Source organism: Leptospira paudalimensis, from assembly GCF_026151345.1.
GTDB lineage: Bacteria > Spirochaetota > Leptospiria > Leptospirales > Leptospiraceae > Leptospira_A > Leptospira_A paudalimensis.
This window is the reverse complement of record NZ_JAMQPR010000001.1, coordinates 1,731,966-1,744,670: the sequence shown is the minus strand read 5'-3', so window position 1 is coordinate 1,744,670 and position 12,705 is coordinate 1,731,966. Positions and strand designations below refer to the sequence as shown.

Genomic DNA, 12,705 nt, shown 5'->3' with positions numbered 1-12,705 from the left:
TGTCGTACTTTTGTTTCGGAATAGGAATTAACATTTGGACGTAAATTCGGTTTTTACAAAACAACTTCCAAAACTATGGAAGGATTATGAAGTTCGGAAAGAACAGATGGAAATGTCCGAAGCCATTGAGTCTGCTTTCAACCAAGGAACCAATTGGGTGATCGAAGCAGGTACGGGTGTTGGAAAATCTTTGGCGTATCTCATCCCAAGTGCTTTGTTTTCCTTAGAAAATGAATGTACAGTCGTTGTATCAACCGAAACAAAATCCTTACAAGACCAATTATTATACAAAGACATTCCTCTTGTTTCTGAAGCACTTGGTGTTCCGATCAATGCAATGGTTGCTTTGGGTTCCAATAATTATTTATGCAAACGTAAATACAATCGAGTGATGGATCGTGGGGATTTTGGACCAGAAATGGAATCGTCAATTTCATACTTCGTCAATTGGGAGAAACAAACGGAAAGTGGAATTCGAGCTGAATATGATGGGTATTTATCGAATTCCTTCTGGTCATCGGTTGCAAGAGAGTCTGACAATTGTTTGGGGAGAAATTGTCCCAATTTTAGTTCCTCCTATTATTTTTTAGAAAAAGAAAAATGGAAAAAAGCAAATATCTTAATTGTAAACCACCATTTACTCGCAAGTCACTTGGCTGGAGATTTTAAATTATTACCTCCGTTTTCCCAATTGGTGATTGATGAAGCCCATGTGTTTCCTGAAATTGTAGGAAAAGCATTTGGTTCAGAAATTCGATACGAACTGATTCTAAACCTCCTCCATTATTTATATTATCCAGAAAAAAGAACAGGCCTTGTCTTAAAAATTAAATCGAATGAAAAAATCATAAAACAAGTTGAAGCAAGTATTGGTTATGCGAATGATTTTTTTCGTATGTTACTGTCTGCGATTCCCTTACAGTTTAATCAATTTGCCACTCGCCATACGGAGCGAATCAAACTTGATAATGGTGCTTTGGAAGATACATTGGCAGATCTTTCCTCAAGTTTAGAATCCCTGTTATCTAAATACAAAAAAGATAGTGATGATATGGAAGAAAAGGAACTTGCTCTAGGCCTTGAGATGGTTTCAGGAAATTTAAAAAAAGCTTCTTCCTTTCTTACAGATTTCCGTTTGAAAACAAATCCAAACTTAGTGTTTTGGATCGAACCTCCTTCACAAGTGACAAAAGATCCATTTTACTATTTGTTTTCCCAACCTAAAAATACTGATGAGATACTTGCTAATACTTTGTTTCCCAATATGGATTCCGTCGTATTAACCTCGGCAACTCTTTCTCCTACTGCTGGTAATTTTCAGTATTTTTTGAAAGAAGTGGGAACAAGTGATGTGAAAACAAAAACCCTAAGTTCTCCATTTCAATATAATACTCATTCCCTCTTATTTGTTCCCAAACAAATTGCAGATCCAGTTTCAGATCCCAAACGAAATAAAACAGATTTATCGTATTGGATCACTCGATTGCTAAAACTTTCGGAAGGAGATGCATTTGTACTATTTACTTCCAATAAACTCCTTTCGGAACTTTACGAGGAAATTCGAAACTTAGTTCCCTATCCCATTTTTGCCCAAACGGAAATGGGTCCAATCGCCGCCAAACGTGAGTTTCTTGCCAACCAGAATAGTGTTTTATTTGGGGTGTCGAGTTTTTGGCAAGGTGTGGATATCAAAGGAGATAAACTCAGGAATGTAATTGTCACAAAACTTCCTTTCCAAGTACCCACAGAACCAGTTTTACAGGCAAAAATGGAAGATATGGAAAAAAAAGGGAAAAGCCCCTTTTGGGAAATGCAAGTTCCTAAAACATGTTTATTACTCCGCCAGGGGTTTGGAAGGCTCATCCGTTCCCAATCCGACACGGGAATGGTGAGTATCCTCGATCCAAGGATTCATACAAAATCATATGGAAAAAACGTCTTGCAAAGTTTACCGAAAGGAGTTCCTCTCATAACGGAATTTAACGAATTGGAAAGAAAATTCCATTTATTGCCGAAGTGATTTGTATGAAACGAATTGTAACAATCTTCATTTCTCTTGTGATCTTCTCTCTCACTCTTCTTTCGAAACCAATTGTGGATAAAGATATTTATGCCTCAGTTGTCAATTGGACTGACCAGATCATTGTTTCAAATGTCAAAGAAACCATACCCAAAATTGTTTTTGATGAGGATGATCCAGAATTTTCTGGCAAAAATACTGCAACAAGCCAGGGCAAAGCACATTCCATGGCTCGTAAAAAAGCCAAAGAAAAACTAAAAGTGAGACTGAGCCAACGTTTAGAATCTATTTTGTTTAACGCTGACTATACAATTTTTGAATATACCCAAGTGAACCAACAAGCTAGGTTACGTCTCAATTCTTACATTGGTGCAGAAAAAGAAGAATATGATTTCCAATTTGTCAAAAATGTTTTGGAAGCAAAAGCAAGCCTCCCGATCAAAGGGAAAGATGGGATCCTCGCCCACATTCCAATCGAATATGGAACTGAAAAAGTCCCTGAATTTAGTGAAGAGATGATCCCTGTGGAGTTTTCTGGGCTTGTTGTGGATGCTAGGCATTTAGCAGTCAAACGAGCGTTATTTCCAAAAATCCAAACGGATCGTGGGTTAGATGTGTATTCACCCTTGTATGTAAAAGATGCATACGCAATTGAAACTGGCTATATAGTATATAGAGAAGACCAAAATGGAAAAGCGTATGAGATGAAGGTGGGAAAAAATCCGTATTTTGTACTCGCTCTTTCCACAGCTGGGAAAAACCAAACTGATTTGATCATCCCCACTGACGAGGCGGCAAAACTGCTGAGCCACCCCGAAACTCGAAAGAATATTACACGTTGCAGAGTTTTGATTTTAGTTTCTCAGTGAGAGACAAAAACATTTTTTCTGCTTTTCCATATTCACCGTTAAACAAATAAGCAAAACCCATATCCTCTAAGTCTTTATGAGCTAGAGAACCTGATTTTTTTTCTAATTCAGTGATGTTTCGATAAACTGAATCATACATCTTTCTTTTTTCTTCAAAACTAGGTAGGTTTAGTTTGTTAGGAATGTTTTCAAAGATGAGATTGGCTTCTTTGTGTCTGTCCAAAAAGAGTAATGCCATTCCAACTAGTTTATGAATATCTGAATCATTTAAGAGTTTCATGTTGTCACGAAACACTTTGATCACTTCGTCATATCGTTTTAAGTAATAACTACAAATTAATTCTTCTTTGATAAAGGATAAATCGTTCCATTGTTTTTTATAACGAACGATTATGCTTTTTGCATCTTCATACGCTTCTGCTCGGAAGTAAATTTTAATCGCAGTTTGAATGATAGAAAAACAAAGAGGATTGGTTTGTGTTTGGAAGTATAAATTTAAGTTTTTACAAGCTTCCCCATTTTTCCCCAATTCAAAATTTTGAATGGCATCTACGAGAGGTGCTAAATTGGAAATCCCTTTGGGTGCCTGAACCATTGCTCGTCCAGTGAGCTCGTAAAGTGCTAAATAACTTAGATGTTGCACATAAAAATTGTCAGGATGGCGTTTTGCAAGCACCACAACATCTTCGTTGGAACCTACCTCATATAAATCCCAAGCTTCTTTTTCGACTGATGTAGTTAAAACTTGGGTTGCTTGTTGTGCCATAAGGTACCTCTCTTTCTATAAAAGGATCGGTCTTATGGCATTTTTTCCGTTAAAAAAAATTATGGTGTTAATCGGTAAATCATTCTAGGGAAAGGAATACACTCTCGGATATGTGGTAATCCACAAACCCAAGCAATCACCCGTTCTAGACCCATCCCAAAACCTGCGTGTGGTACCGATCCATACTTCCTTAGGTCCAAATACCAGGAATAATCTTCCGGTGGTAGGCCTTCTTCTTTGAGCCGTTCCACAATTTTATCGTAGGACTCTTCCCTTTCTGACCCCCCTATGATTTCACCAATTCCGTCTGGTGCAATTAAGTCAGCAGAGAGAACTGTCCTTGGGTCACTAGGGTTTTGTTTCATATAAAAAGCTTTGATGGCTCTTGGGAAATTTTGGATGAAGATGGCTGTACCAAAATGAGTGGTTAAGATTTGTTCCCTTTCGGCATTGATGTCTTCCCCCCATTCGATATTTTCTCCTGCCTCTTTTAGGATTTGGATGGCATCTCCATATTCCACTCGGGGGAAAGGTTTATCTAGGGTTTGGAGGAGAGGCAGAGGGTCTCGTTCGAGAGTCTTTAAATCTTCTTTTGTGCGTTCAATGGTGGTTTTTAATACTGATTTTACAAATCGCTCTTGTAAGTCCAGGTTCCCTTGATGCCCAAGGAAGGCAGTTTCTGCTTCCAACATCCAAAATTCGGTTAAGTGGCGTTTGGTTTTACTTTTTTCAGCACGGAATGTGGGACCAAAACAATACACTTTCGAGTGAGCAAACGCTGCGGTTTCCAAATACAATTGGCCTGTTTGTGCTAAATACGCTTGGCCTAAATCGAAATATTCGGTGGAAAATAAGGTTCCTGCAGATTCACCGATGGATCCAGTCAAAATGGGTGTGTCAATGAGCGTATAGCCATCGTTACGGAAAAATTCGCGGATCGCAAATGACAATTCAGACCTGACCCTTTGGATAGCAAGTTGCCGTTTGGATCGTAACCACAAATGCCTATGGTTATGTAAAAAATCGGGTCCATGATCTTTCGGAGTGATAGGATAATCGGAAGATGCACCTACAACAGTAAAAGAGGAAAGAGTGAGCTCTCGACCACCAGGTGCTTTTTCATTCTCCTGCCAGTTCCCATGGACGATAAGCGAAGTTTCTTGGGGTAAACTTTTGATTTGTTTGAAGAGATCCTCCCCCAGGGATTCCTTTTCACAGACCACTTGTAGGATTTTTCCATTGGTCCTGAGTTGTAAAAATTGTACGTGGTTATTGCCTCGAAGGCCTTGTACCCAACCTTGTAAAGGAAGGGATTCGTCAGACATGGTAGGATGGGATGAATTTGGATCTAAACTTGGAATCATGGATGGTTTTTTCTGTTTGCCAGTTCAATTTTCTCTGAAATTTTGAACTTACAGAATGAAATCTAGCATCCTATTAGACGGTAAAGCGATTTCCGAAAAAATCCGAAATCGAATCCAAGAAACATTAGCAAAAGCGAAAGCAGAAGGTAAGGGAATTCCTACCCTTGCCACCATCCTTGTTGGGAATAACCCTGCATCCGAAACCTATGTCAATATGAAGGTGAAAGCCTGTGAAAAAGTAGGAATGAATTCGCGTTACATTCGTTTGAAAGAAGAAACTACCACCGAAGAGCTCTTAGACGAAATTCGTAAATTAAATTCTGATCCATCGATCAATGGGATTTTATTACAACACCCAGTTCCCCATCAAATTGATGAACGTAAGGCTTTTGATGCAATTGCATTAGAAAAAGATGTAGATGGTGTGACAACGGTTTCCTTTGGAAATTTATCTATGAATAGTGAGGCTTACTATCCGTGCACTCCGTACGGTATGGTTCTACTTTTGCAAGAATATGGAATTGATGTTACAGGGAAACATGCAGTGGTTGTAGGAAGATCACCAATTTTAGGGAAACCTATGGCGATTATGTTAACCAATTTGAATGCTACTGTCACCCTTTGCCATTCCAAAACGAAAGATCTTCCTGAACTAGTCAAACAAGCTGATATCATTGTAGGTGCTGTAGGAAAACCAGAATTCATTAAAGCGGATTGGATAAAAGATGGTGCAGTGATTTTGGATGCTGGCTATAACGTTGGTAATGTGGGGGATATCGAAGTTTCAAAAGCAAAAGATAAATCTTCCTACTACACTCCAGTTCCTGGTGGTGTGGGCCCAATGACAATTTCCGTTCTTCTTTTACAAACCATGTATAGTTTTTTAGGTCAATTTTCTCCTAAGTTGGATTCTCATGCCACAAACCGTTAGTTTTGACGAATGTTTTCAAACAATTCCAAAACTAGATCCACCAAGTGATTTGGATAGTTTTTGGAAATCAGGGATTGGGGAACTTAAAAAAGTTCCGATCAAAGCTACATATAAAACAGTCTTAAAAGGTTCTTTCATTTGGGAATCTTTGAATGATATTAGTTTCCAAAGCATCGACAATCATGTGTTACATGGAAAATTAGCAATTCCAAGAAAACGTGGAGATCGTCCTGTAGTTGTTTATTTTCACGATTACCTTGCAATTCCTGAGGAAATCCAAAAAGGATATTCTGATTTGGGTGTCGCCCAACTTCATATCACATTACGTGGACATGGCGAAGAAATGATCCAGATTCCAGTGGATCCGGCAACTGGTAAATCCCCGATTGGTTGGACTCCCAATTATTTTGCCCATGGCCTTGACCAAAAAGAAGAGTTTTATATGAGAAAACTCTATTTAGATGTGATACGTACGATAGAATTTCTAAGACTTTCTGATGGAATCGATGGTGATCAAATCATTCTCCATGGTAAATCACTGGGATCCGCCTTGGCTGTGTTTGGTGCGGCTTATTCGGATCGAATCAAAGGACTCATTTTAGAAACACCTTCATTTTGTTATATTGATAAGGAACAAATGTCCTTAAAAGGAAATCCTTGGGTGCGAGAACTCACTCCATTTTTTGAGAAACGAGCCACGAAAAAAATCGATTACAAAAAAGAATTATCTTATTTTGATGCGATGAATTTTGCAAAAAAAATAAAAATTCCTGCTCTATTTTCTTGTGGAATGGAAGACCAAATCTCCCATCCAAAATCAACATTTGCACTTTTTAATCATATGAACTGTGATAAACGAATGCAGTTATATCCAACAGAAGGAAACGAAGCTGGAAAAGAAAAACAACCACAAGCGAATTTAGAATTCGTAAAAGAAATTTTTGCCTTATGAGTTTGATTCCTTTTGTCTTTTTAAATACAAAATCTGGAAAAAAAGAACCTTTTGTACCCAAGGATCCTAACTCTGTTTCCATCTATTCTTGTGGTCCAACTGTTTATAATTTTGCACATATTGGGAATATAAGATCATTTTTATTCGTAGATATTTTGCGTCGTTCCCTTCTGTTAGGTGGCTATAAGTTAAATCAGTCAATGAATATCACTGACATTGATGATAAAATCATTAATGAATCTATAAAACGTAACATCAGTGTGGAAGAGTTTACAAAACCTTGGACAGAAGCGTTTTTTAAGGATTTATCAACATTACAAGTTCAAACTCTGGAACATTATCCCAAAGCGACTGAATCGATTGAAGATATGGTGTCTCTTGTCGAAACTTTACAATCGAATGGATTAGTTTATGAACGAGAAGGGAATGTCTATTTTTCCATTCAGAAGTTCAATCGATATGGTGAGTTGTCAAAAATCGATGTATCTGGAATGAAATCTGGTGTTCGTTATGATGCGGATGAATACGAGAAAGACGATGTTAGAGATTTCGTATTGTGGAAAAACCAGAAAACAAAAGACGAAAAATGTTGGCATACTCGTTTAGGTACGGGCAGGCCTGGTTGGCACCTAGAATGTTCTGCCATGATTCGCAAAATTTATGGTTCCGGGATAGACATTCATACTGGTGGAATTGATTTACTCTTCCCTCACCATGAAAATGAATTCGCACAAACTACAGGGGCCTATCCAAATGAAGAGTTTGTAGGAACATGGCTTCACTGCGAACACTTATTAGTTGATGGAGAGAAGATGTCAAAAAGTAAGGGAAATTTTTATACCTTACGAGATATTCTAGAAAAAGGATACGAACCAAGAGTCATTCGTTTTCATTTAATATCAGCTCATTATAGAAGTAAGTTGAATTTTTCTTTGGCGAAATTGGAAGAATCCAAAGTTTCTTTAGACAGAATACAAAATACAATATTTCGATTATTGGATACTGGCAACTTATGGAATTTAATTCCAAAAGCTGGAGAAAATTTGATTTTTTCCCTTCCTGAAATCGCAAAACTCAATGATGACTTTTTAAATGCTTTAGCAGATGATCTCAATATCCCTAAGGCGCTTGCGATTCTTCATGAACTCGTGCGAATTGTAAACCAAACTCTAGATCAAACTAAAAAAGAAAGTACGGATCTTTTTACTAAAGAGACCCTTCGTTTGTTTTTGAAAATGAATGATCTATTCGCGGTATTCTCATTTGAAAAACCAAAGGCAGATTTAGATGGAATTTCTGAAGACTGGATTTTGGAACAAATTGAAAATCGAAAATTGGCAAAACAGAATAAAGATTTTGTTACTGCTGACAATATACGAAAAGAGTTGGAAAACAAAGGCATCCTTCTCGCTGACACAAAAGAAGGAATCACAACATGGAAAAAAGCCCCGTAGAAATACTTTTTGGGAAACGGAATTTTTTTGAATTTTTAGAATCACTGGAACAAATGGCTCCCGAACGAGGCATAAAAACCATTCGTGAAGTCATTGTCAAAGATGGAATTGGAAATGAAGAAAAACATAGGATTAAGTCTTATTTACCAAATTCTGTAAAGTTCACAACAGTCTCTAGCAGGGAACTGGATCGAATTGCCCAAGATAAAAATCACCAAGGTTATGTGATCATCCGTACAAAACAAAAATCGTTTGCTTCACTTGGTTTTGAACAATTTAAACAAAACATTCACCCAAACGAAGGACCAATTTTGATTTTGGATCGAATCCAAGACCCCGGTAATTTAGGGAACTTACTACGTACGGCAGAATGTATGGGCGTAAAACATGTGTTAATGTCTGATAGAGATACTTCCCCTATTACTCCTGTAGTTGAAAAAGTATCTGCAGGTGCCATTCATCATATTCAAATTTATAGAGTGGCGAATTTAAAACACGGAATAGAATTCCTCAAAAAAAATGAATATTGGATTCTTGCCACTGATGAAGAAGGTGAAGAAGAGATTTGGGAAAATTTACCTGATGTTTCCCAAATGGCAGTGATCATGGGGAATGAAGGAGAGGGAGTTAAAAGAATTTTACTTGAAGATGCAGATTATGTAGCTAGGATTCCATTATATGGCGCAGTTACTTCGCTCAATGTGGTAGTTGCTTGTGGAATTACCTTGGATAGACTACACAATGTCTCGCAATAAGCGAATCATTGGCATTTTTTTATTTTTCATATTCTCGATCATGACATTTCAATCTTGTTTGTACGATTTTTATAGGAAAGAATTTGTTTCCGAAAAAGACAAAAACGAAGAAGCGTTGTTACTTGCTTTTCTTGGACTTTTACCCAATCCCAATCAGAAATTATTTGGTTTTATTCCAGGAAATTCCAGAAATTTAGCAAATTCCCAATTTGTATCCATTGACTGGTTTCCAAAGGCGAATGCCAAAAAAATTATATTTGTCCATGGTTGGAATCCAGCAGAAAGAGATTCTGATCCGATTACAAACGATGAAAAAAAAATTCAAAATATAAAGAATACATTTTCTAATGGACTCATTCATTACCAAGAAGGAAGGGATTCTGCAAAATCAGAATTTGATTTGTATGTATATACCTATAGAACTTCTAACAGTATTTTAGTAAATGGCAGACAGTTTTATGCAACTTTGCGTGCAAGTTTTGTTGATACAGATTCTGTTTATATCGTTGCACATTCCATGGGTGGACTTGTGACTCGTGTTGCCCTTGCAAAGGAAACAGGAGATTTACCATTTGTACGTTTGGTCGTAACCCTTGCCAGCCCGCAATACGGTTCACCATTTGCGACTAATAATTTTTTGGGTTCAAATCCCTTTGTCAATGAACTTGGAAATTATTTAGTTAATACACAAGGAGGTCAGGAACTTGCGTATACCAATCAGGGCAATTTACAACCAGTTTTGAATGGAGCCACAAATCTCGTGTTAGATGCTTTAAATGATTCGTACCTTAAATCAGGTTTTAATAGTAAGTTCATTAGTTTTGCAGGGGTCTTAAGTAGCTGTAGTGTTGGCGAAACGTTTTACTATAACACAGGATGTACCCTACTATCCAATGCTGGATTTACTCAATCAGACGGTATCGTTCCTGTCAATAGCGCAAGGATTGGTAACCTCAGTAGCAAACAAATCAATGTTAGTGATTGTGATCATTCTATGATGGCATTCCAGACAATCAATGTTGATGACACAAAAAGCCGAAATTTATTTTCTCAAGTGATCACGGAAATTCGAAATCACCCTTAAAAAAGAATTTAAGGTCTGGATTTAGACTGAATTTTTTGAACGGAAAAAATGAGTCCAAGTAATCCAATCAGAAAAAACAAGATTCCAAATTTGATTTCTCCTTCTTTCCAAAAAAGACACTGAATCGTATAGAGTCCACCAAATACAAAACACAATCCAAATACTGTTCCAATAAGAGACATGATAATATGGTTATGATAAAAACTTTGTTTGTATTCTGGATTTTCACTGAAAAATCCCCTCCAAAAAAAATGTGGAGGTTTTGTTGTTTCGTAAAATGAATACAAGATTTCCTTTTTTGTATTGGGTAATACATAAGTGGAAAGAAGTAAGATCATCGCGGAACTTATGGAAGTGTATAGGATAGAATAAGGGAATGGAAATTGTAGTAAATGTGAATAAACAATATATAAAATGGGAGAAAGTATCAGTGCTAAAATTTCAGTCCAAGCTGAAATTCGCCAAAAATACCATCTAACAATCAATACAAATCCAATACCTGAAGAAGCTTCAAGTAAAAATACCCAAGCACCTTTAATGGTTTCCATTCCATATACCGCGAGAAAAAACGAAAATACTGCCGTTAGGAGTTGTATGAGATAAGAAATTTTTACAAAATAAGAATCGGACTTTTTTCCATTCGTAAATGGTTTCCACAAATCATTCACTAAATAAGAAGCACCCCAATTCAAATGAGTTGCTAAAGTGGATAAATAAGCAGCCAAAAAGGCACTTAGCATTAATCCTTTCATTCCATTTGGCATTCCTTCTTGTAAAACCATGAGGAAACCTTTACCACTTTCTATCTCTGATAAATTTGGGTATAAGACAATGGAAACAAGTGCTACTAAAATCCATGGCCAAGGTCTAACAAAATAATGAGCAATCACAAACCATAAACTACCCTTTAGCGCTGCTGATTCATTTTTGGTAGCAAGGATTCTTTGTGCAATGTAACCTCCACCTCCCGGTTCAGATCCAGGATACCAGCTTGACCACCAAAGTACTGTTAGTAGGATCAAAAAATGATCCCAAGGGAGTGATCCATGATCCCCGTTGGGGAAAAATAGGATTTTGTCCTTCGGTAATTGTGATTTTAAATTTTCCAAACCACCTATCGAAGGAAGTTGGAGTGCAAAATAGGCAAACAGGATACATCCAATCCACGCTAGAAAAAATTGAAAAACATCAATATAGGAAATTCCGCGTAATCCAGCAATGGCGGTATAAATGACACCGAATAACAATAAAAATACTAATACAAGTGACGAATTGATACTTGGAAAAAAAACAGGTATGATTTTTAACATGGCTAGGTTTACCCAACCAAGGATCACTAAATTTAGAAGTAAACCAATGACAAATGCTTTAAATCCTCTTAAAAATTCAGCTTCCTTACCACTATAACGAATTTGAATGAGTTCTAAGTCAGTGCTTGCTCCTGAACGTTTCCAAAGTTTGGAAAAGAAAAATACAGTAACAAACCCACCAACAGCCATATACCACCAAATCCAATTTCCTGATATTCCTTGGGTTCGAATAATCTCTGTTACGGCAAGAGGTGTGTCAGCCGCAAAGGTTGTTGCAACCATGGCAGTTCCCGCAACAAACCAATTTAAACTTCCTTCGGCTTGGAAATATTCTTTTGTGGAATTGTTTTTAGCTCGGAAACGATACAGAATGAAAAATATAATGAAAAAAGGAAAAAGGAAAAAGAGATAATCTAAGATATGAAATGAATTCATAATCTTACTTTGATACCCATTTCTTTCATTGTTTGTTTTGTTTCTTGGATGGAAAATTCTCCAAAATGAAAGATAGAAGCAGCAAGTACAGCATCAGCACCTCCACGTAAAATCACTTCCGCCATGTGCTCTGGATTACCAGCTCCACCTGAAGCAATAATCGGAATGGATAGATTATTTGTGAAAGTTTTCATCAAAGTAATATCAAACCCATCTTTTGTGCCATCTTTGTCCATGGATGTGAGTAAAATTTCACCTGCACCCATTTCAGATGCTTCACGTCCCCAATCTAATGCTTCACGACCGGTTTCAGCTCTACCACCATTCAGATACACTTCATATCGTTTTCTTTCTGGATGGAATTTCACATCAATTGCACAAACGATACATTGTGAACCATAAATCTCACTTGCATCTTTTAAAAGTTTTGGGTTTTGAAAGGCACTTGTATTGATTGATACTTTGTCTGCACCTTTATTGAGGACAGCTTTTACATCATCTATGGTACGAATTCCTCCACCAACTGTGAAAGGGATAAATAATTTGTTAGCTACCTCTTCTACTAAATGCAAAAGAATGTCTCGTTTGTCAGAGGAAGCAGTGATGTCTAAAAAACACAATTCATCTGCTTTGTTTTCTTCATATGCAATCGCACATGAAACAGGATCTCCCGCATCGATCAAGTTGACGAACTGGACCCCTTTTACCACTCTTCCTCCCTTGATGTCCAAACAAGGAATCACTCTTTTGGTTAATTCATCCATT

11 protein-coding genes are annotated in these 12,705 nt (G+C 37.2%); 7 read left to right on the top strand and 4 right to left on the bottom strand.

What is annotated here, in order from left to right:
• The first annotated feature begins 34 nt into the window (after positions 1–34).
• Together ND855_RS08090 and ND855_RS08085 are read left to right on the top strand one after the other, a co-directional pair.
• The gene (locus tag ND855_RS08090; protein WP_265357929.1) at positions 35–2,020 is read left to right on the top strand and encodes an ATP-dependent DNA helicase; all 1,986 of its coding nucleotides are present in this window, start codon (positions 35–37) and stop codon (positions 2,018–2,020) included.
• A gap of 5 nt (positions 2,021–2,025) precedes the next feature.
• On the top strand, positions 2,026–2,889 hold the full coding sequence (locus tag ND855_RS08085; protein ID WP_265357928.1) for a hypothetical protein: 864 nt from the start codon (positions 2,026–2,028) through the stop codon (positions 2,887–2,889).
• Here the strand turns inward: ND855_RS08085 and ND855_RS08080 are convergent.
• Positions 2,852–3,655 (bottom strand): hypothetical protein, encoded by an 804-nt coding sequence (locus tag ND855_RS08080; protein WP_265357927.1) that lies wholly within the window; start codon positions 3,653–3,655, stop codon positions 2,852–2,854. The two genes, ND855_RS08085 and ND855_RS08080, sit on opposite strands and share 38 nt — an antisense overlap.
• Before the next feature lie 59 nt (positions 3,656–3,714).
• Positions 3,715–5,019, bottom strand: coding sequence for an asparagine--tRNA ligase (gene asnS / locus ND855_RS08075; protein WP_265357926.1), 1,305 nt, complete (start codon positions 5,017–5,019; stop codon positions 3,715–3,717).
• A gap of 55 nt (positions 5,020–5,074) precedes the next feature.
• Between asnS and folD the strand changes: the two genes are divergently transcribed.
• Genes folD through ND855_RS08050 form a run of 5 tightly spaced genes read left to right on the top strand, consistent with a single transcriptional unit; the run spans position 5,075 to position 10,195 of the window.
• Entirely contained in the window at positions 5,075–5,950 is an 876-nt protein-coding gene (folD, locus tag ND855_RS08070) for a bifunctional methylenetetrahydrofolate dehydrogenase/methenyltetrahydrofolate cyclohydrolase FolD (protein WP_265357925.1), read from the top strand.
• Positions 5,934–6,902 (top strand): acetylxylan esterase, encoded by a 969-nt coding sequence (locus tag ND855_RS08065; protein ID WP_265357924.1) that lies wholly within the window; start codon positions 5,934–5,936, stop codon positions 6,900–6,902. The genes folD and ND855_RS08065 overlap by 17 nt, the downstream gene beginning before the upstream one ends.
• 2 nt (positions 6,903–6,904) lie before the next feature.
• Complete coding sequence (gene cysS / locus ND855_RS08060) at positions 6,905–8,356, top strand: cysteine--tRNA ligase (protein WP_265359363.1); 1,452 nt, start codon at positions 6,905–6,907, stop codon at positions 8,354–8,356.
• A complete protein-coding gene (rlmB, locus tag ND855_RS08055) occupies positions 8,338–9,111 on the top strand; it encodes a 23S rRNA (guanosine(2251)-2'-O)-methyltransferase RlmB (RefSeq protein WP_265357923.1) in 774 nt (257 codons plus the stop codon). The genes cysS and rlmB overlap by 19 nt, the downstream gene beginning before the upstream one ends.
• Entirely contained in the window at positions 9,098–10,195 is a 1,098-nt protein-coding gene (locus ND855_RS08050; RefSeq protein ID WP_265357922.1) for an esterase/lipase family protein, read from the top strand. Before rlmB ends, ND855_RS08050 begins: the two co-directional genes overlap by 14 nt.
• An 8-nt stretch (positions 10,196–10,203) precedes the next feature.
• Here ND855_RS08050 and ND855_RS08045 read toward each other — a convergent pair whose 3' ends face one another.
• Both ND855_RS08045 and hisF read right to left on the bottom strand, forming a co-directional pair.
• Positions 10,204–11,940: a sodium:solute symporter family protein gene (locus tag ND855_RS08045; RefSeq protein WP_265357921.1), complete on the bottom strand. Its 1,737-nt coding sequence runs from the start codon at positions 11,938–11,940 to the stop codon at positions 10,204–10,206.
• Positions 11,937–12,704 (bottom strand): imidazole glycerol phosphate synthase subunit HisF, encoded by a 768-nt coding sequence (hisF, locus tag ND855_RS08040; protein ID WP_265357920.1) that lies wholly within the window; start codon positions 12,702–12,704, stop codon positions 11,937–11,939. Before hisF ends, ND855_RS08045 begins: the two co-directional genes overlap by 4 nt.
• Position 12,705 lies beyond the last annotated feature (1 nt).